An 18,949-nucleotide genomic window follows, 5' to 3' on the forward strand; every position below is an offset into this window, starting at 1 on the left:
CCCGCACGGCCGGGCGAACCCGCGCGGCCCTGGGGCGGCGCACAGGGCGGCGGCCCGCTCAAGGCTCTGAGCGGGCCGCCTGAAGGATTTATCGGGAAATAGGGGCTTTTGTCAGGGGTTGCTGTAACCCAGGCCGTAGGTACCGGAGCCGCTGTAGGCGTGTACCCGCCAGCGGTAGTACCCGGCGGTGCCGGAGTAGCTGACTGTCTCATCGGCTGCGGGCGTGGTGCCGGAGGCGACCGAGGTCCAGGCGCTGCCGCTCCACTTCTGCAGGTAGAGGTCGAAGTCGGTGCCGGTCGGGCCGTCCAGGCAGGCGCGGTGGGTGCCGGAGACCGTCGACTGGTAGTAGCTGTTGTTCGGCTGGTAGGCGCTGCCACCGCTGGAGAGCGAACCCGTCACCGAGAACTCGTGGCCGGAGCAGCCGGTCGGCGGCGTGGTGGGCGGCGTGGTCGGCCCGCCGCCGCCGCTGGTCACGAGCGTACGGCCGTACGCGCTGAGGATCTCGTTGACCGGCTGGAAGTACGTGGTGCCGCCGGAGGTGCAGTTGCCCGAACCGCCGGAGGTGACGCCCTGGGCCTGCTGGCCGCTGAGCCAGGAGCCGCCGGAGTCGCCCGGTTCGGCGCAGGCGTTCGTACGGGTCAGCCCGGAGACGGAACCCTGCGAGTAGTTGACCGTCTGGTTGTAGGCCTGAACCGTGCCGCAGCGCCAGCCGGTGGTGGAGCCGGAGCGGCAGATGGCGGCGCCGATCGCGGCGACCGTGGAGCCGGCGACGGTCACGTTGCCGCCGGAGTAGTTGTTGACCCACGGCTGCGGGGTCCAGTTGGAGTTGACCGCGACCCACGCGTAGTCGTTGCCGGGGAACGAGGAACCCTGGAACGTGCCCTGGGCGACCTGGTTGAACCCGGTGGTGCTGTTGCCGCTGGATCCACAGTGCCCGGCGGTGACGAAGCCACCGTTCACCGAGAAGCCGACCGAGCAGCGCCCGCCGCCGATGTAGTAGGCGTCGCCGCCGCGTACGTCGTAGAGCAGTCGCGGCTGCTCGCTGGTGGTGACCAGCCGGACCGCCGACGCGTCGGCGCCGCTCGCCTTGATGAAGGCCTTCGCCGCCGCGGTGCCGCCGCGCGCCTGCACGACCACCGTGTTGGTCTTGACGTCGACGTACCAGCCGGGCACCGAGGCGGCCGGCGCCTTCGCGGCGGCGGCGTCCAGGGACTCCTTGATCGCGTCGAGTTTCTGCGCGCTGCGGCCGACCACCGTGGGCGTGGCACCGGCTGCGGTCACCTCGGCGGCCTTCCCCCCGTCGGTGACGGCCACGATGAGCGATTTGGCGTCGGCCGCGAGCCACGCGCCGGCGTAGGCGGAGCCGAGCTGCTTGCGCAGCGCCAGGTCGGTGCGCCCGGCGGCGTCGTCGGAGGCGATCCGGGCCCGCGCCGCGTCGGCGTTCAGGCCCAGGTCACGGTGCATGGCGGCGAGCATCTCGGCGGAGGCGGCGTCGCCGGCGGGCGAGACCGGGGTCGGGCCGGAGGGTTGTGCGCCGGCCGGACCGGCGATAAAAAGAGCGGCGAGACCGGACGGCAGCAGGATCGCTGCCGCCGCGCCGGCTAGGACTCGGTTCATCCGGAAACTCCTTCGGGGGTACGCGGAGCCGCGGTTTCGATTGCGCGTAACATAGAACGCCGCCTATGAACCCCGGTACATAACTCCTGGCTCATACCGCCGCGCAACCCCCGAGGTCAGGCCTCTGGCGAGCTTCACAGTGCCCACACCAGGATTCGAACCTGGGACATCCCCTTTGTAGGAGGGGCGCTCTTCCTCTGAGCTACACGGGCGAAAATCAACACGTGGCGCGGACGGGACTCGAACCCGCAACATGTCCCGGGTGAAAGCCGGGCGACTCTCCCATTCGTCCACCGCGCCGTGGAAATACATGCGCGCCCCGTACCGGGATCGAACCGGCGACCTCGCGCTCGACAGGCGCTTGCTCTCCCACTGAGCTAACAGGGCAGGAAAAGTACCCGGAGCGCGATTTGAACGCGCACTGGCGCCGTTCTGGGCGGCGTGCCTCTGCCGTTGGGCTACCCGGGCTCGGGCCGGCCGGCGAGGTGATGACTCTCGCCGGCCGGCGTCAGCGCAGGGACAGCGCGACTGGGACGCGCGCCTCGGCCAGGGCCGGTAACCCTGCGCTGCTCGTGGCCGCCGGCGGGCGGCCACGGTGGGTGAGAATCTGGAGCGGCAGGCCGGCCTCGAACCGGCGACCTCCACCATGGCGAGGTGGCGCTCTACCCGAACTGAGCTACAACCGCGTGTCTCACTTGCCATCCGCTGTGGAATTGTCGAGGGAAAGAAAAAGCCGCCGGTCCCGGATCGGGGCGGCGGCTCAAGCCTGCTAACGCTGTTAGCAAGGGCGATGCCACCGCTGACGGTGCCGGCCGAATTCGTCGTGACCGGAAAGCAGGACGAGCGCTTGCACCAGCATCGGCCTTCCCCTTTCCGTTCCGTCGTGTTCGGTGTGATAACTACGGTAGGCACCACCCGGCGAACCGGCAACGCATTTACGAGCGGCGTACCTGATAGCGCAGGTGAATCACCCGGTTGCCCGGAATCACCACGTCCGGGTCTTCCAGCAGGTGCTGCGCGTCGACCGACCCGAAGAAGCGCTTGCCGGACCCGAGCACGACGGGTGCGACGTCCATGCGCACCTCGTCGACCAGGCCCGCGGCCAGAGCCTGGCCACCGACGTCGCCGGCGGCGACCTCGACCAGGCGGTCACCAGCGAGTTCCCGTGCCTTGGCCATGGCTGCCTCGACGCCGTCGACGAAGTGGAACGGCGACTCGGGGTCCCAGCCCTCGGGCGCCGGCCGGTGCGTCACGACGACCACGTGGTCGATCCCGCTCGGGGGTTTCCCGTCCCAGCCGTCGGTCAGGTCGAAGACGCGGCGGCCGGTGATCGTCACGCCGACCTGGTCCCAGTACGCCCGGGTGTAGTCGTAGGACGTCTGCGACACCTTCAGCACCCCGCTCTCGTCCAGCGGGACGTCACCGCTGGTCAACCAGTCGAACAGCGGTCCGGGCTGGTCGTTGTCGTCGGCGATGAAGCCGTCCACGGACACCGAGCTGTACATGACCACCTTGCCCACGGCGCTCTCCTCTGCTGGGGTATGGCCCCAAGCTAGCGTGCCGTGAGCTGTCGTTCTTGTAAGAAATCAATCGGCCGGCAGCGGCCATCCGTCCAGCGCGTGGCCGGGATGTTCGCGCAGGAACCGCCGCCGGACTTCGGCGTACCGGGTCGGCGTGAGCCCGGTGAACGCCCGGAACTCGTGGCCGAAGTGGGCCTGGTCGAAGTAGCCCGCGCCACCGGCGACATCGCCCCAGTCGATCGGCCCGGCGAAGTCGATCGCCAACAGGGTGACGGCGAAGCGCTGGCTGCGGGCCAGCCGCTTCGGCGTGACACCGACGAGGTCCTTGAAACGCCGGGCCAGATGGGTGCTGCTGACACCGGCCGCCACGCTGAGGTCGCCGATCGCCACCGCCCCGCAGGTCGCCGCGATGACGCTGCTCGCATGGCGGACCAGCCCCAGACCGGCGGTCTCGCACAGCCGACGCGTCAGCTCCTCCTCCAGCAGCGTCAGCATCGCGTGCGGCCCGTCCGCCATGGCCAGCCGGTCTCGCAGTTCGGCGACGGCGGGCCGGCCCCAGACCTGCTCGATCGTCACCGGCCGGTCGCACAGCTCGGCCGCGGGCATCGGCAGGAACGGCGCCAGCCCCCACGGCTTGACGTGCGCGCCGATGGACCGGGTCGGGACCGGGTAGCCGAACTCCAGCGCGCGGGTGGGCGTGGTGATCACGCAGCCGTCGGCGTACTCGGCCGTCTCGATGTCGATGCCGGCGCGGATCCGGAACGGCGCCCCGAGGTTGACGATGAGCAGCGCGGACGGCGCCGGCGGGAGCATCAGCCGGGCGTACGGCGGCGTGCCCTCCAGGTAGTAGATGTCGTCGATCAGCCCGTCCAGCGGCGGTCGCGGCACTCTGGACACGTACTCCATGCCCACAGCATCGCCGATGCGCCGCCGCTGTCACGATCGGGTGGCCTGTCTCGTCCCTCCGGCGTGACCATGATGTTCAAGCGAGCGATCCTCGCGGTGCTCGCGTTCACCTCCGCCGTCGTGGGCGTGTGGGCCGCGGCGTTCCCCGTCTCCTTCTACACCGATTTTCCCGCGCCCGGGCGCCACTGGGTGTCCGCGCTCGGCCCGTACAACGAGCACCTGGTCCGCGACGTCGGCGGTCTCTATCTGGCCCTGCTCGTGCTCAGTGTCTGGGTGATCCGGCGGCCCACGGCCGGCACGCTGCGGATGGCCGGTGGCGCCTGGCTGATCTTCAACGCCGAGCACTTCCTCTGGCACGCGCTGCACCTGGGGGTGTTCCCGACGGTCGACAGGGTGGCCAGCATGGTGGCGCTGGGCGGTGTGCTCCTCCTCTCGATCTTGCTCCTGACGCCCGACAGGAAAGAAACCTAAGTAAAAATCGGCGGATGTGGACCGCCGACTTCATCCGTTACTTCATCGCCCGCGCGGTCTCCGTCTTCGGCGACACGATGCTCACGGTGGCGGCGGCGCTGGCGATCGGGCAGATCTACGGCGCGACCGGCGTCGGGGTCGTGCTCGCCGCGTGGATGCTGCCGTTCCTCGGGTTCATCCTGTTCGGCGGGGTGTTCTCGGACCGGATCGGCGCCCGTCCGCTGATGCTCGGCGCCGACCTGGTCCGGCTGATCGCGCAGGCGGTCGTCGCGATCGCGTTCTTCACGGGCACGCCGTCGATGGTGCTGCTGGTCGCCTGCTCGGCGGTCAGCGGCGCCGCGGCCGCCATGTTCCAGCCCGGCGTCAACGGGATCGTGCCGCTGGTCAGCGACGACCCGCACCGCGCCAACGCGGTCATCCGGATGGCGAACGCGATGGCCGAGCTGCTCGGCCCGGTCACCGCCGGCCTGGTCTTCGCGTTCTTCGGCGCCGGGCCGGTGTACGCCCTGGACGCCGCCACCTTCGCCATCAGCGCCCTGTGCCTGGCCGGGCTGCGCCTGAACAAAGCGGCCGGACAAAAAGCGGCTGGACAAAAAGCGGCCGGACAAAAAGCGGCTACCGGGCAAAACACGGCTACCGGACGAACGACGCTGAGCGACCTGCGTGAGGGCTGGCACGAGTTCCGGGCCCGCCAGTGGATCTGGAGCGTGATCCTGGTCTGGGTGGCGTACGGCATCTTCCTGTTCGGCCCGCTGATCCCGCTCGGCGCGGTGCTCGTCGGGAACGAGATGGGCGCGTCGGCGTACGGATGGATGCAGTCGGCCGTCGGCGCCGGAACCGTCTGCGGGGGTGTTCTGGCCCTGCGGCTCAAGCCGCAGCGTCCCCTGGCCGCCGGCGCCGTCGCGATGTTCGGCTTCGTGCTGCTGCCGCTGGCGATCGCCACCCACGCCGAACTGCCGCTGCTGATGGCCGCCGCCTGGGTGAACGGCCTGGTCTGGGCGTTCTGGTCGATCATGTGGCAGACCAGCGTGCAGACGCGGGTGCCGCCGGAGATGCTGAACCGGATGACCTCCTACGAGGTGCTCGGCTCGACCGGCAGCCTGCCGATCGGCCAGGCTCTCGCCGGCCCGGTGGCGGGCGTGGCCGGGGCGGAACGGGTGCTCGGCACGTCGGTGGTGGTGGGCCTGCTCGGCTGCACCGCGTTGCTGCTGATCCCGGCGGTCCGAAATCTGCGCCGGGCCGAGCCCGTTACGCTCCCCCGGTGAGCACCGATCTTTCCGTCACCGTCGAGGACCACGTCGCGCTGCTGGAGATGCGGCGGCCGCCGGCCAACCACTTCGACGAGACGCTGATCGGCGCGATCGTGGACGCCGCCCGCGCGCTGGACGACGACCCCGCCTGCCGGGTGATCCTGCTGGCGTCCCAGGGCCGCCACTTCTGTGCCGGCGCCGACTTCGGAAACGGCGAGTTCGCGCAGGACCATGTGGACGCGGCGGCGCGTCTCTACCGCAAGGCCGTGGAGCTGTTCGACGTGCGGACGCCGATCGTCGCGGCGGTGCAGGGCACGGCCGTCGGCGGCGGTCTCGGGCTGGCCTGCGCCGCTGACTTCCGGGTCGCCGAGGAGTCCACCCGGTTCGTGGCGAACTTCGTGCGGCTCGGGTTCCACCAGGGCTTCGGCCTGAGCGTCACGCTGCCCGAACTCGTCGGGCGGCAGGCGGCGGCCGGGATGCTGCTCACCGGGCGCCGGGTGGGCGGCGCGGAAGCCGTACAAATGGGTCTTGCTGACCGTCTGGCAGCGCCGGGGACGCTGAGGGTGACCGCCCGCGACCTGGCCCGGGAGATCGCCGCGGCCGCGCCGCTGGCGGTCCGCTCGATCCGCTCGACGCTGCGTGCGGGTCTCGCCGATCGCGTCCGCGCGGCGCTCGACCACGAACTCGCCGAGCAGAAGATCCTCTGGGCGACGAAGGACAGCGCCGAGGGCATCGCCGCCAGCCTGGAACGCCGCACCCCGGTCTTCACCGGCGAGTAGGAGGCCGCCGGGTGGAGCCGCGACGCGGGCCCCACCCGGCGGGGATCAGACCGATTTCTGGTACGCGCGGAACGTGCCGGTGGACAGCAGCACCATCACCGCGGCTGCGGCCAGCAGCCATCCGCAACGGCTCGCCACCAGGCCCCAGTCCGGCGCGGCGCTCATCGCCGACCGGATCGCGTCGAGGGCCCAGTTCACCGGGTTCGCGGCGGCCACCGTGCGCATCCACGACGGCATCAGCGACTCGGCCATGAACGCCGAGGACAGGAACGTCAGCGGTAACAGCAGCAGCGTGTTGATCCCGATGATCGTCTCCCGCTGCCGGGCCAGCATCCCGATCGTGTTCGACAGCGCGCTGAAGATCGTGCCCAGCAGCAGCGCCGCGACCAGCATCACCAGCAGCCCGGCCGCACCGCCCGGATAGGACGCACCGGCCAGCAACCCGAGCAGGATGATCGCGGTGACCTGCACGGCCGTGCTGATCGCCTGCTCGGCGACCAGCCCGTTCATGATGGCCGCCCGGGACACCGGCGTGGTGAGCAGGCGGTTCATCGTGCCCCGCTCGATCTCCTCGAGGACGCCCATGCCGGCCCACATGTTCGACGACACCGCGGTCATCACCACGACGCCGGGCACGATGTAGTCCAGGTAGTCGCCGGCGCCGAAGCCCGGCAGCTCCACCACGCGGCGGAACAGGTTGCCGAACAGGAACAGCCAGATCGCGGGCTGCACCAGCATGATCACGATGAAGGCCGGCTGCTTCGCGAGGACCTTCAGCCGCCGCCCGGTCATCCACCAGGTGTGCAGTACAAGGGTGCTCATGCCGCGAACCTCCGTCCCGCGTGGCGCAGGTAGACGTCGTCGAGGGAGGGCCTGGCCACGGTCACGGTCGCCACGCCGATGCCGGCGGACTCCAGCGCGGCGAGGGCTGCGGGAACCGCCGCGGCGCCGTCGTCGGCACGCGCGCTCAGGCGCTTTCCCTCCAGTGCCACGTCACGCAAGCCGGTCACTCGCCCGATCGCCTGCCGCGCCTGCGGCTCATCAGTGGGTTGCGCCAATTCCAGATGTACGGCGTCCCCACGCAATTCCCCCTTGAGCTCCTCCGGTGTCCCGGCCGCCACGACCCGTCCGCCGTCCACGATCGCCAGACGTGCCGCCAGCCGGTCCGCCTCGTCGAGGTAGTGCGTGGTGAGCAGGATCGCCATCGACTCGTCCGCGGCGAGGCGGCCGATCTCGGCCCACATCGCCGCGCGGCCCTCCGGGTCGAGGCCGGTGGTCGGCTCGTCCAGGAACAGCACGCCGGGGCGGTGCACCAGGGCGAGTGCCACGTCCAGGCGGCGCTGCATGCCACCGGACCAGCCACGGACCACTCGATCGGCGGCGCCGGCCAGGTCGAAGCGGTCGAGGAGTTCGTCGACTCTGCGGTGCAGTGCTTTACCCCGTACGCTGAAAAGCCTTCCTTGAAGAGTGAGATTGTCGCGGCCGCTCGCCATCGGATCCAGCGCGGAACGCTGGGCGACGACCCCGATCTCGCGGCGCACCCGATCGGGGTGACGCAACACGTCGTGGCCCGCAACCACCGCGGAACCGGAGTCGGGCCGGGCCAGCGTGGTGAGGATCTTGACGGTGGTGGACTTGCCGGCGCCGTTCGGGCCGAGCAGGCCGAACACCTCACCGGTACGGACGGTGAGGGACAGCCCGTCGAGGGCCCGGACCTCGCCGGGATAGGACTTGTGCAGGGCGTCTGCCGTCACGGCATCGCTCATGGTGATCTCTCCAGATCCCCGCGGCACCTGCCCGGATATCCTTGTTGCTGCTACACGCCTCGGATGCCGGACCGTTCCCGCGGTCGGTGATGGGGTTTGCGGCCCCGGCCGGTGTTCCCGCACCTGCCGGGGCCGTGTCTACTTCTCCTCCTCCTTGAGGAAGTCGGCGAGATCGGGCATCTCCCCGGTCTCGTGGACCTGGCGCCAGGCGCTGATCCCGGCCATCGAGCCCGCGCGCAACTCGGCGAGGAACCCGCTGACCCAGGTGGTCTCGGCCTCCCGGACGGCAAGGGCGAACTCCGCCTCGATGAGAAACAGCCGGGGCACTGTCCGCCCGGCCACCTCCAGAGCCTGGCGTGCTGCCGAGTTCTCGGCGGTGAGCAGATCGAGCCGCTGCTGGAGCAACCCGATCATCTCGTCCGGCGGGAGCACCCCGGCGACCGACAGCGCCGACCGGAGTTTCGGGAACTCCGGCTCGGGGACGCCGATCAGGTCACGCATCCAGTCCGTCATCTCCTGACGGCCGTCCTCGGTCAACCGGTACACCGTGCGCTCCGGACGACGGCCTTCCCGGACCGTCTCCGCCGCCTCGATGAATCCGTGCTTCTCCAGGTTCTGCACGACCGTGTAGAGCGACCCCCACTGGATCTTGATGTCCTGATCCTTGCCGAAGGCGCGCAGCTGAGTGGCGATCTCGTAGGGGTGCGCCGGCTGCATGCTCAGCGTGGCCAGGATGTGCAGCCCGAGCAGGTTGGACACCTTGCGCCGCCTGGCCATGCACCCTTCCTCTCACTCGCTGCCGGATGCTCGTCTACGAGTATTATGCACACGAGTGCGAGATCAGCGCGAGCCCGCCAGCAGCCGCAAGTGGGCGCCGACCTGCCGTAGCACTCCACGCCTATGGGCGTCCCGCAGCACCGCCGTCGTCCGCCGCACGGCTGGACCTCCCGACGATCCGGCAACCGAAGCCCTCCCATGGAGCCCACCGGACGGAACAGACGGCGATCCGAACGTGTACGGACCTGTACGGGTGACCTCCCCGGTCCTTGCCCGCCACGGCGGTGAGGCGCTGCCATGGGCGCATGAACCAACTCGACGCTGTGGCGTCCGCGTTCCGTGACGGGGGGTTGCGCCGTGCGCTCGCTGTCCATCGGCTCCAGCGCCGGCGCAGCCTCAGGTACGCGATCGCCAGCGCACCGATCGAGGCGGTCGTCCCGCTCGACGACGTCTGTGCCGAGTTGGTACGCCTGGGTGACGACGTCGCCCGGCTGGGCATCGGCGGCGCCTGCCGAGCGGCGATGCGGCGGTGGGACCTCGAACCCGTCGTCGTGGCACATCCGCGGGTATGGGAGCTGATGGAGACAGGCCCGTTCCTGGCGGTCGGCAATCACGCCACCGGCCTGGAAGCGGGCCTCTTCAGCTCGCTGGCCGACCGCTTCGACTTGTATCACCTGGCCGGTACGTTCGTGGCCACGGCCAGTCCGGGACTCTCCTCGGTGCTGCTCACGCTGGACAACCCGGCAGTGGACGCGCCGGTGGCCAAGTGGCCGCTGCGAGAGCGGATGCTCCGGACCGTCGAGGGGGCGGTCTGGCCCGGCGATCCGCACGGCGGCGGGTCACGCCGGAACCTCGCCACGCTCCGCCGTGCCGCCGACCTGATCAATGGCGGCGCCGGCGTACACATCTTCCCAGCCGGATCCATGCATCCGGGGAGCCGATGGCAGCCGGGCGTGGGCTGGCTTGTCCGCCGTCTGCAACGGGCCGCTCCGGGCACGGTGCCGCACGTCGTCGCGGTTGTCTACGGCGTGACCGACGCCCACCTGGCCGCGTCCGCGCTGTTTCGCCGGCGCCCATGGATCCGCGCGCTGGCCCGAGCCGTCGTGGGGTTGTCCAGCCCGTTGTCGCTCTACGCCCCGGCGCCGGTACGGGTGGACCGGCTGGGCATCGGACCGCACAGCACCAGCCGGGAGGCAACCGCGATCCTGCACGAGCTGTGGCGAACAGCGCATGCCGAGGCAGCACGGGCTGTTCCCTGCTGGCGGCGCGCACCGGCCGTGTTGGGTGCGCGATGAACCCGATCCGGCTCGCGGTGCGGATCCACGGCCGCCCTGAGCCAGAAATGGTGGACTTCTCACCGGACCAGCCGGGTGCGTCCGGAATGATCGGCTACGGCGAGGGGCCGGCTGGCAGGTACGTGCTGAAGGTGCTGAAGGTGGCCGACCTCCGGGAGGCCCTGCGCGGCCGGATGCGGGAGCCGCTGTACGTCACACTGTTGCGCCGGCTGCCGCTGGCGGACAGCTCGTTCGCGCCCACCCGGTCGCTACGGTCGCGCATCGGCCGGTTCCACGACACGTGCCACCTCTGGTTACGGGACATCGATCTGGTCCGTGCCCGCGCCCTGCTCGCCGCCGAGTTGCCGCAGATCGGCCCCGCCCGGCGCGACGTGCTGCTCGGTGGGTTCTACGCCGAGCGGACGGCGCTGCAACTCATGCCGCGGATGTCCCGGCTGGTCGACGTGGACTTCCCGCAACTCGGCCCGGCCGACGTGCCGGCGCTCTGGCAGAGCCGGGTCGCCGGCACGGCGTACCGGCTGCCGATGGGACGAGGCCGCTCGCTCGAGCGTGCAATCCCGCTCCTGCTCCTGCTCGCCACGGCACGGCGATTGGCACGGACGCATTCGGTCGGCCTCGACATGAGCTGTCGGTTCGACGTCCGGGACGGGTGTCTCGTGTTCCCGAACGTCATGGCGCCGAGTCACACGAACGGTCTGGCCTACGTGGACTTCTTCGGGTGGGGCACACCGCTCGGCAACCTCGCCGAGCGCACCGGTTACCGGCTCGGCTACGGCGAGCGCGGGCCGGGGCGGTGGCTGCTGCGAACGGTCGTGAGGCGGGTGTCGCCGCCGTGACCGTCACGCCAACCCTTTCCCGGCGCGTCTTCACCCGGATGAACATGATGCTCAGCCCCATCGCGTTCAGCATCACGCTGGACGATCACCGTACGGTGTCGCAGGCGCTGCGGCCGCTGCCGGGTGACCGGATCCTCTGCCTGGCGTCGGCCGGGGACACCCCGCTCAACCTGCTCATGCACGACCCTTCGGAGGTCGTCGCGGTGGACCTGGCCCGTCCACAGCTGCATCTGACCGCGCTCAAGGTGGCCGCGGTGGCCGCTCTCGAACGCGCGGACCTGGAGCACTTCCTGGGCGTGCGAGGTCCCGGCCGGGACCCGGCGGGAACCCGGCTGGCGATCTACGAGGTCCTGCGCGGGGATCTGACCGCTGCCGCCCGCGAATTCTGGGACGGCCACCCCGGCATGATCCGGCGAGGCGTGCTGTGGCAGGGCGCCGTGCAGAGGATGGCTCCGTTCGGCAGCCCGCTTGTGCGCCTCGGGCGAGTCCTGCACGGCCGGCCCTGGTCGGTGGCCGCCAATCCGTACCTGCTGCCGCTGCTCTGCCGCCGGATGCCCCGGACCGATCTGTTGCCGCCCTACCTCGCGCCGCGCACCAACCCGGCCGTACGTTCACGGACCGGATTGATCCGGCTCGTACACGGCGAGGTGAGGGACGTCCTGCGGGACGATCCCGGCTTCGACTGCGTGGCGCTGTCCAACGTGGCCGACTGGCTGTCCCCCGAGCAGGTGGACGACCTGCTGACCGACGTCGCTGTGGGGACCCGCGGTAACGCACGCGTGCTGATCTGGTCGCGGCGCCGCCGGATGCGCCCCGCTCGGCCGCTCCCGAGCGCGTTCACCGCCCATCCGGCTCTGCAGCGGCAACTGCGCCGGCGCGACCGGATCGGCTATCTGCGGACCGTTCTCGTGCTTCGGCGCCGGGAGTACCCGTGACTGCGCCCCGCATCGCCGGGCCCCAGCCGCGTGGCCCGCTCCTCGACTGGGTGCACCGCACGCTGCGCGAGGACCGCGCGCTCTCGCCCCGCACCGCCGGCGAGCTCGCCAGGGCGTACGACGAGGGTCGGCTCCTGGTGATCGAGCGCCACGGTGTGCCGGCCGGGTGGGTGCTGCGCATCCCGCACGGTCCGTCCGTCCAGGAGATCGCCGGCGCCTACGCACGGCCCGAGTCGCGCGGCGGGATCGTCGAGGTGGTACTCCGCGAGGTCCTCGACGCCGCACCGGTCACGTTCTGCGCCACCGGTGAACCAGGGCTGGCCCGGCACCTGTCCACCGTGTGGGGTTTCCGGCGGTGCTCACCGGGCCGGCTGATCAGGCTCACCGGTGGCCGGGTCCTGGCCGATCGACTCCGCCCCGGGCGGCTCCGGTACGCCCGGGGCTACCTGCGATCCGCACCACCGAGACTGCTCTACCGCGACCGGAGATGGCCGGTGTGCCCGGCCTGCCGGGTGGCCGGCCCGGCGTCCGTACTGAACGCCAGGGACATCGCCTTCGGTAGCGGCGTGCCCGCCGTCTATCGGCGGTGCACCTCGTGCGGTCACCTCGCGCGAACCGGCGAGATGGACCTGCCCGAGCCCAACCTGCCCTTCGTCGAGTCGGTGATGGACCATCCGGTGGTCCGTGACCTCGTCTACGCGCCGCGGCTACGATGGCTGAGCCGGCACGTCGCGATCACCGGTCGCACCCGGCTGCTGGACGTCGGCTGCGGTACCGGCGGATTCCTCGACCTGGTCAGCCGCCGCCACGGCGCTCGGTGCACCGGTGTCGAGCTGGATTCCACCCTGGCCGCCAGTGCCTCCCGGCGAGGGCTGGATGTGACGGCCGGCGACTTCGGCCACCTGCCTCCGCGCGAGTTCGACATCGTCACGATGTTCCAGGTGCTGGAGCACCTGCCGGATCCCCGTGCGGCCCTGCGACACGCCTTCGGCCTGCTTCGGCCCGGCGGCGTCCTGTGCGTCGAGATCCCGATCGCGGACTGTGTCGCTCGACGGCTCTTCGGGCGTTACTGGTTCCCGTTGCTCCCGCCCTACCACCGCCACATCTGCAGCCGCCGCTCGCTGGCCGCCCTGGCCCCGCCGGAGGCCCGCGAGGTTGCCGCGGGGCCGGTCTACCTCCCCGGCGAGTACCTGGTCTCGGCAACCCTGCCGGTCGCCGCGTTGCTTCCCCACCCGCATCAGCGACACCGGCCGTCGCCGACCGCACAGACGGCCGGCGGAGTGCTGGCGGTGTGCGCGGCGGCCGCGGTGCTGCCACTGGAGGTCCTCTCCGGCGTGGCGCACCGCGTGTTGCCGATGGCCGGCCACTGGCGCGTTCTCTGGCGCAAGGAGGTCCTCTGATGGGCGCCGACATCTCGGTGGTCGTGCCCGCCTACAACGAACAGGCCCGGCTGTGCCGTTCACTGAGTTCGCTGCGGCATGCCCGCCTCTACCTGGCCGACACCGTCCCGGCGGCCACCAGTGAGCTTCTTGTGGTGGACAACGCGAGCACGGACGCGACCGCCACGACAGCCACCCGATTCGGCGCGATCGTCGTGAGTGAGCAGCGGCGGGGCGTCGCGATCGCCCGCAACACCGGCGGCCGCCGCGCGAACGGTGCGCTGCTGGCCTTTGTGGACGCCGACTACCGGGTTCCGATCGACTTCCTGACCACACTCGTGCGTCGGTTCGCCGCGGACCCCGGGCTGACTGCCGCAGGTGCACGGGTGGTGCTGGAGCCTGGCGAGATCGATCCGGTGCGGCGGTGGTGTGCGGCACACGCCCTGGACACGCTGCGCAAATTCAGATCGATGGCGTTCGGCGTGTTCGTCATGCGGCGGGACTGGTTCGACCGGTGCGCGGGTTTCGACGAGAGCCTTTTCGCGTACGAGGACGTGGAACTGCTCAGACGCGTGCACCGGGACCCCGCAGCCCGTTACCGCGTGTTGCCCGACCTGAAGGTGTACGCGTCGGCCCGCGGTTTCTACCGCGGCGGAATGCTGCGGACGTACTGGCGAATGGCCGTTTCACCCAGCTCGCGCACGCGGTTCGACCGATGCGGGTACTGGTATGACCGCTGAGGCCGCACACCTCCTGCGGTGCCTGGCGACCGCCGTCCCGGTGGCCCGGCGCACCAACCGCGACTGCCGCGATCTGCGCCACGCCTTCTGCACCGTGGTCGCACCGCTCGTCGCGGACGACACGCTGGCCGTGGCGCTGCAAGCCTGGGGCATCAGCGGTGGCGTACTGCTGCGCGCCTACGCCCGGATGGTGGGCCTCGCCCCGAACGCGGCGGTGGAGATCCTGGCCGGAGCCTGCACCCGGCTCTACGACGACCTGCTGGACAACCGCGCCACCGACACACCGGACCTTCCGGCGCGGATGGCGGTGATGTTCGAGGGCGGTTCGATGGAACCGCGTGACGGGCACGAGCGGACGTTGGCCGCACTCTTCGGCGCGTTGCGCGAGCGAGCCCCGCGGCACACCCATCCGGTCGCGCATCGGGCACTAGCCACCCTCCACGCGCGGCAGGTCCAGTCGCTGCGACAGACCACCGGCGATCTCGGCCTGGCTGAGCTGCATGAACTATCGACAGCCAAGGGCGGCCTGGGAATGCTCGTGCTCGGCGGCCTGGTCGACCCACTGCCGGACGAGCCTTTCCTCGTCGCACTCGGCGGCTTCCTCCAACTCGTCGACGACTACCAGGACCGGGCGACCGACCGGCTCGCGGGCGTACGGACCTGCGCGACTGAGGACGCGCTGCCGTTCCGGGACCTGCGCGCCGCCCTCCACCGGGTGGCCGCCTCCCTGCCCCCGGGCACGGACCGGACGCGCGGCCGCCAGTTCCTCGACAGCCTGCACTTCTGGCTCTACGCCGCGGCCGCCGGCCGGGCGCTGAATCCACGCCCGCCACGCGGCACCGGACCCGCGCCGCAACGGATGCCGCTGCGAGGCCTGATCGTCCGACGTGAGGTGACGCGATGACCGTCCTGTTCTGGCAGGAGGCCGGCCGGGAATGCCGGCGGGTGGCCCGGGTACTCGGTGAGCTGATCACCGGTGAGCTGGCCGAGGTGGTGACCGTGCTGCCGCCGCACGAGGTACGGCATCTGAGGCACACCGTGTTCCGGATCAACTCGCTGCTCTACCTGTACGCGAAGCTGCTGCGCCGGCCGCACCGGACGGAGCTCGGTGTGCTGCTGGGCGCCATCACACACCTGCTGGACCACGTCTACGACCAGCCCGGTGCCGCCGGCGGTGACGTGCGGGCCTTCGAGGAGGTGGTGTTCCAGCGGCGAGAGCCTGATCCCGCACAGCCCATCCAGGTGGCGCTGGCAAGCCTCGCCCGCGAGGCGTGGTGCGGCGTCGCCGATCGTGCGGAGTTGTCCACCCGGCTCGCGGCCATGCTGCACACCCAGCGGTGTTCTCAGGCGCAGGTGGGCCCGGCCGTGGCCGGCCCGGCCCTGTGGCAGCTGACGAGCGACAAGGGACACCATTCGCTGTGCCTCTACTTCGCCGCGGTGAACCCCCGTTTCGGCACGGCCGAGGCCCAGGCGCTGCGCGGCTTCGGCAGCTATCTGCAGTACATGGATGACCTCGAGGATCTGCACGAGGATCGCGCCGAGTGGCGGCAGTCGCCGGTCCGGGGCGTGCTGAGCGGCATCGTGCGGGGCACCGTCCTGTTGACCCGAGCGCTGCGCGACATCCGGTCCTACTATCCCCGACCACGTCACAAGACCGGCGTCTTCGTCGCCTGGCTGCTGCTCTTCCACGCCGGCATCATGGTCGGGGCTCTTGTCCGGGAGATCACCTGCCGACTGCCGGTACGCGTGCAGGAGGGCCTCGATCGCCGGCAGGAACGGCTCGGCAGCAGGATCCCGTTCTTCTACGTGGCACCGCTCAGTTTCGCCAGACGCCCAGGCAACTCGTGACCGTCCGGCACTACCTGCGCCTGAGCCGGGCTGGACTCGCGCCGTTCACGGCTCTGTCATGGGTGGTGGGCGCCGGCACCGCGACCGAATTCGTGCTGATGGGAGCCGGCGGCCTGCTCCTGCACGCGTACGCCTGCAAGGTCAACGACCTCGCCGACCTGGACGCGGACCGCTGGGCTCCGGCGCGCCGAGACAGCCCCCTGGTTACCGGGGCCGTGACGCCCCTCCGGGTGACCTGGTGGGTGCTGGTCGAACTTCTCGTGCTCGCGGCGGGATGTGCCGCGCTGCCGCGCGATCGGTGGACGGCGGCCGGCCTGCTGGCGGTCCTGGTGCTGACCACCTGGGGCAATCTGTTCCAGAAAAGGTCACGCGCGGTGTCGCCGTTGGTGGTGGACCACCTGTTCGGCATCGCCGTGGCCGCGCCGCTGGCGCTCGGCGGCGGGCCGGTGCCGTTGGCGATCGCCCTCTGGCTGCACATGGTCATCCTGAACGTCACGGTGGGCGGGATCAAGGATCTCGACGTCGACGTCCGGGCGCGGGCACGAACAAGTGTGCAGGTCCTCGGCGTCAGACGGGTGGACGGCCGCCTCATCCGGCCCCCGCTGTACCAGACGTACGTGCTGGCCGTGCAGGCCGCGTCGGCGGCGGCGCTGTTCATGGTCGGGCCGGTGCCTTTCACACTGGCGATCGCCTCGACCGGCGCCCTCGTCACGGCCCTGCACCGGCAGCCACGTGATGTGCGGACAACGGTGCGGCGGGTGCTGCGGGAGGCCGGATTCGTGGTGGGAAACGCCGCCGCGTTCCTCGCCGGCGTGCTGGTCGTCATGCCGCCGCGGTGGGGCGTCCCGGCAGTGGCGGTGGTCGTGACGGCAATCGCCTGGACCGCGTGGCGCCGCTCAGCCGGGCAGCACGCTTCCTCCCCGCACCACCAGCACACCGAGCGGTGACCGTGGTGGGCGCAGTCCACGCCGCCAGATCCGGCCGATCCGGGCGACGATCAAGAAGAGGTAGATGTCGGTGAAGAACTCCCGTGTCGCCGCCCGTCCGTACCGGCCGGTCGCCGCCCGCTCGATCGAACGCAACCGCCGGAGAATCGCCGACCAGCGCAAGCTGCCAACCGTCGCCAGAGTGGGGATGCCCACCCGGCGGTCAGCGTCGCGGTCCTGGTAGTCGTCGATCATCTGCAAGCAACCACCGAGGTCGAAGACCAGATCGCGGTCTGCCGCCGCCATCTCGCGTTCGGCCAGGCTGAAGAGCACGAACAATGACAAGCCGCCCTTGCGCATCGTCCTCTCGTGCAAGGTCGCCGCCGACGTGCCCGGGCGACTGAGCAACTGATAGCGGTGCAGTTCGACGAGGGCGAGCCGAACCGGATGGGTCCGGTCGCCGCCGAGCCGCGTGCTCAGTTCGGAGTACAACGAACTCAGCACGCGCTCCAACGACGACCGCGCTACGAACGGACCGCCGCCGAGCAGCAAGGTGAAACGCTCTCCGACGGCCGGGTCGGTCCCCCGGGCATCCAGCACGTCGTCGTAGATGCGCGCGAAGCAGCACCCCAGCACCGCCGTGCCGGCCGGGAACGGCAGCCCGGCCAGCTTGCACCAGGCCGCGATGAGGTGCGCGCCCTTGACGCTCCACGGCGCCAGCGCCGACGCCAGCGCGACATCGCCGATCATCGGCCGTGCCGTCCGGTCGAACGTCGCCATCGCATGGACGGCGTTGGCCCGTGCCCGCCGCACGGCAGCCGGTGCGCCGAAGAGAGCCAACGCCAATCGCGCGATCACGGCGCCACCCGTGAGCCGGGCGTCACACGGTCGAGGAGCCGGCCCGGCAGCTCCGTCAGCCGGTCGCGTACCGGACCGGGCGGAAGGGCGTCGGCGCCGCGCTCAGCCACCGCGGCGTAGCGCCGGGCGTAACCGGCCACCTCGATCAGGACGTCCTCCCGGGTGGCCATGTCGCGCGCCACCGCAAGACCGTCCGGCCCCCGGCCGAGGTGTCTGGTGAAGGCACCGCCGTACCGTCGGGAGGCGAGCAGCGCCGGAAGCGTGTAGACCCCGTTTGCCAGGTCCTGGCCGACCGGTTTGCCGGTCTCCGCCGACGTCGCGCACAGGTCCAGCAGGTCGTCCACAAGCTGGTAAAGCACTCCCGCTGCGAGCCCGAACCGGCCGGCCCGGGCCACCTTGGCACGATCCAGCCCCGCCAGCCGCGCACCGATCAGGCAGGCGGCACGAAACAGGGCGCCCGTCTTGCCTGCGATGACCCGGAGGTAGTCGTCGACGTCGAGTAGCCGGTGCCGGCTCGCGGTCTCCATGGCCTGGCCCCGGCACATGTCGGCGTACGCCCGGAGGCCGGCCGCAGCCGGCCGTCCGTCGTCGGCCGAGGACAACGCACCGATTCCCGCCGCCACAAGGAAGTCACCCGACACCACGGCCATCGCGGGTCCGTGAGCGGCGTGCACGGCCGGAGCTCCGCCGCGCGCCGGCGCCTGGTCCATCAAGTCGTCATGGATGAGCGAACTCAGATGCAGCAGCTCCACGCCGGCCGCACAGGTGATCGCTGGTGAGCCCGCCGCCTCACCAGCGATCGCCAGCAGCAGCCGCGGGCGCAGCCGCTTGCCACGCCGGCGTAACACCGGGTCCAGTACCTTTCCCAACACCGGCCCGGACGTCTGGACGATCTCGTCGAGACGCTTCTCCAGAGCCTCGGCGCGCGGGGCCTCGACCAGGTCCATGCCAAGTTCCTCTCTGGACGGTTCGCGGAGGGGTGCGCCGCACCCTGTCCATAGAGAATCGGGCGTGGGGTTGAACCCGCCAGAGGGAATCGGTTGCCC

The 18,949-nt window shown here is 70.9% G+C and carries 19 protein-coding genes and 5 tRNA genes; 11 read left to right on the forward strand and 13 right to left on the reverse strand.

The window, feature by feature from the left end; genetic code table 11:
- Nucleotides 1-111 precede the first annotated feature (111 nt).
- The 8 genes from AB0M02_RS27145 to AB0M02_RS27180 all read right to left on the reverse strand — a co-directional run bounded on the left by AB0M02_RS27145 (nucleotide 112) and on the right by AB0M02_RS27180 (nucleotide 4,043).
- Entirely contained in the window at nucleotides 112-1,617 is a 1,506-nt protein-coding gene (locus AB0M02_RS27145) for a S1 family peptidase (protein ID WP_364231465.1), read from the reverse strand.
- Nucleotides 1,618-1,757: 140 nt separating this feature from the next.
- Nucleotides 1,758-1,829 (reverse strand) — tRNA-Val (locus AB0M02_RS27150).
- Nucleotides 1,830-1,842: 13 nt separating this feature from the next.
- A tRNA-Glu gene (locus AB0M02_RS27155) sits at nucleotides 1,843-1,917 on the reverse strand.
- A 15-nt stretch (nucleotides 1,918-1,932) separates the two neighbouring features.
- Nucleotides 1,933-2,004 (reverse strand) — tRNA-Asp (locus tag AB0M02_RS27160).
- A gap of 8 nt (nucleotides 2,005-2,012) precedes the next feature.
- Nucleotides 2,013-2,085, reverse strand: a tRNA-Leu gene (locus tag AB0M02_RS27165).
- A gap of 140 nt (nucleotides 2,086-2,225) precedes the next feature.
- Nucleotides 2,226-2,303 (reverse strand) — tRNA-Gly (locus AB0M02_RS27170).
- 249 nt (nucleotides 2,304-2,552) lie between these two features.
- The gene (locus tag AB0M02_RS27175; RefSeq protein ID WP_364231468.1) at nucleotides 2,553-3,137 is read right to left on the reverse strand and encodes a dihydrofolate reductase family protein; all 585 of its coding nucleotides are present in this window, start codon (nucleotides 3,135-3,137) and stop codon (nucleotides 2,553-2,555) included.
- A 66-nt stretch (nucleotides 3,138-3,203) separates the two neighbouring features.
- The gene (locus tag AB0M02_RS27180; RefSeq protein WP_364231471.1) at nucleotides 3,204-4,043 is read right to left on the reverse strand and encodes a helix-turn-helix domain-containing protein; all 840 of its coding nucleotides are present in this window, start codon (nucleotides 4,041-4,043) and stop codon (nucleotides 3,204-3,206) included.
- A gap of 72 nt (nucleotides 4,044-4,115) precedes the next feature.
- Between AB0M02_RS27180 and AB0M02_RS27185 the strand changes: the two genes are divergently transcribed.
- The 3 genes from AB0M02_RS27185 to AB0M02_RS27195 are packed head-to-tail and all read left to right on the forward strand — an operon-like array spanning nucleotide 4,116 to nucleotide 6,543.
- Nucleotides 4,116-4,514: a hypothetical protein gene (locus AB0M02_RS27185; protein ID WP_364231473.1), complete on the forward strand. Its 399-nt coding sequence runs from the start codon at nucleotides 4,116-4,118 to the stop codon at nucleotides 4,512-4,514.
- Nucleotides 4,515-4,528: 14 nt separating this feature from the next.
- Nucleotides 4,529-5,779, forward strand: a complete 1,251-nt coding sequence (locus AB0M02_RS27190) for an MFS transporter (protein WP_364231475.1) — start codon at nucleotides 4,529-4,531, stop codon at nucleotides 5,777-5,779.
- The gene (locus AB0M02_RS27195; RefSeq protein ID WP_364231476.1) at nucleotides 5,776-6,543 is read left to right on the forward strand and encodes an enoyl-CoA hydratase/isomerase family protein; all 768 of its coding nucleotides are present in this window, start codon (nucleotides 5,776-5,778) and stop codon (nucleotides 6,541-6,543) included. Before AB0M02_RS27190 ends, AB0M02_RS27195 begins: the two co-directional genes overlap by 4 nt.
- A gap of 45 nt (nucleotides 6,544-6,588) precedes the next feature.
- Here the strand turns inward: AB0M02_RS27195 and AB0M02_RS27200 are convergent, their stop codons facing one another.
- From AB0M02_RS27200 to AB0M02_RS27210, 3 genes are all read right to left on the reverse strand, one after another.
- Entirely contained in the window at nucleotides 6,589-7,365 is a 777-nt protein-coding gene (locus AB0M02_RS27200; RefSeq protein ID WP_364231478.1) for an ABC transporter permease, read from the reverse strand.
- Entirely contained in the window at nucleotides 7,362-8,309 is a 948-nt protein-coding gene (locus tag AB0M02_RS27205) for an ATP-binding cassette domain-containing protein (protein WP_364231479.1), read from the reverse strand. Before AB0M02_RS27205 ends, AB0M02_RS27200 begins: the two co-directional genes overlap by 4 nt.
- A gap of 138 nt (nucleotides 8,310-8,447) precedes the next feature.
- A complete protein-coding gene (locus tag AB0M02_RS27210) occupies nucleotides 8,448-9,086 on the reverse strand; it encodes a PadR family transcriptional regulator (RefSeq protein ID WP_364231481.1) in 639 nt (212 codons plus the stop codon).
- 305 nt (nucleotides 9,087-9,391) lie between these two features.
- Between AB0M02_RS27210 and AB0M02_RS27215 the strand changes: the two genes are divergently transcribed.
- Genes AB0M02_RS27215 through AB0M02_RS27250 form a run of 8 tightly spaced genes read left to right on the forward strand, consistent with a single transcriptional unit; the run spans nucleotide 9,392 to nucleotide 17,066 of the window.
- Nucleotides 9,392-10,381 (forward strand): hypothetical protein, encoded by a 990-nt coding sequence (locus tag AB0M02_RS27215; RefSeq protein ID WP_364231483.1) that lies wholly within the window; start codon nucleotides 9,392-9,394, stop codon nucleotides 10,379-10,381.
- Complete coding sequence (locus AB0M02_RS27220) at nucleotides 10,378-11,217, forward strand: hypothetical protein (protein ID WP_364231486.1); 840 nt, start codon at nucleotides 10,378-10,380, stop codon at nucleotides 11,215-11,217. Before AB0M02_RS27215 ends, AB0M02_RS27220 begins: the two co-directional genes overlap by 4 nt.
- Entirely contained in the window at nucleotides 11,214-12,152 is a 939-nt protein-coding gene (locus AB0M02_RS27225; RefSeq protein WP_364231488.1) for a DUF3419 family protein, read from the forward strand. Before AB0M02_RS27220 ends, AB0M02_RS27225 begins: the two co-directional genes overlap by 4 nt.
- Complete coding sequence (locus AB0M02_RS27230; protein ID WP_364231489.1) at nucleotides 12,149-13,552, forward strand: class I SAM-dependent methyltransferase; 1,404 nt, start codon at nucleotides 12,149-12,151, stop codon at nucleotides 13,550-13,552. The genes AB0M02_RS27225 and AB0M02_RS27230 overlap by 4 nt, the downstream gene beginning before the upstream one ends.
- Complete coding sequence (locus tag AB0M02_RS27235; RefSeq protein ID WP_364231491.1) at nucleotides 13,552-14,271, forward strand: glycosyltransferase; 720 nt, start codon at nucleotides 13,552-13,554, stop codon at nucleotides 14,269-14,271. Before AB0M02_RS27230 ends, AB0M02_RS27235 begins: the two co-directional genes overlap by 1 nt.
- Nucleotides 14,261-15,175 (forward strand): hypothetical protein, encoded by a 915-nt coding sequence (locus AB0M02_RS27240; protein ID WP_364231493.1) that lies wholly within the window; start codon nucleotides 14,261-14,263, stop codon nucleotides 15,173-15,175. Before AB0M02_RS27235 ends, AB0M02_RS27240 begins: the two co-directional genes overlap by 11 nt.
- Nucleotides 15,172-16,119 (forward strand): hypothetical protein, encoded by a 948-nt coding sequence (locus tag AB0M02_RS27245; RefSeq protein WP_364231495.1) that lies wholly within the window; start codon nucleotides 15,172-15,174, stop codon nucleotides 16,117-16,119. The genes AB0M02_RS27240 and AB0M02_RS27245 overlap by 4 nt, the downstream gene beginning before the upstream one ends.
- On the forward strand, nucleotides 16,116-17,066 hold the full coding sequence (locus AB0M02_RS27250) for a UbiA prenyltransferase family protein (RefSeq protein WP_364231498.1): 951 nt from the start codon (nucleotides 16,116-16,118) through the stop codon (nucleotides 17,064-17,066). Before AB0M02_RS27245 ends, AB0M02_RS27250 begins: the two co-directional genes overlap by 4 nt.
- On the opposite strand, the gene AB0M02_RS27255 is transcribed toward AB0M02_RS27250, so the two are convergent.
- Together AB0M02_RS27255 and AB0M02_RS27260 are read right to left on the reverse strand one after the other, a co-directional pair.
- Complete coding sequence (locus AB0M02_RS27255; protein WP_364231501.1) at nucleotides 17,016-17,903, reverse strand: hypothetical protein; 888 nt, start codon at nucleotides 17,901-17,903, stop codon at nucleotides 17,016-17,018. The two genes, AB0M02_RS27250 and AB0M02_RS27255, sit on opposite strands and share 51 nt — an antisense overlap.
- Entirely contained in the window at nucleotides 17,900-18,850 is a 951-nt protein-coding gene (locus AB0M02_RS27260; RefSeq protein ID WP_364231503.1) for a polyprenyl synthetase family protein, read from the reverse strand. The genes AB0M02_RS27255 and AB0M02_RS27260 overlap by 4 nt, the downstream gene beginning before the upstream one ends.
- Nucleotides 18,851-18,949 lie beyond the last annotated feature (99 nt).

The sequence above is a fragment of the Actinoplanes sp. NPDC051861 genome, from assembly GCF_040681145.1.
In the GTDB taxonomy this organism is placed as follows: domain Bacteria; phylum Actinomycetota; class Actinomycetes; order Mycobacteriales; family Micromonosporaceae; genus Actinoplanes.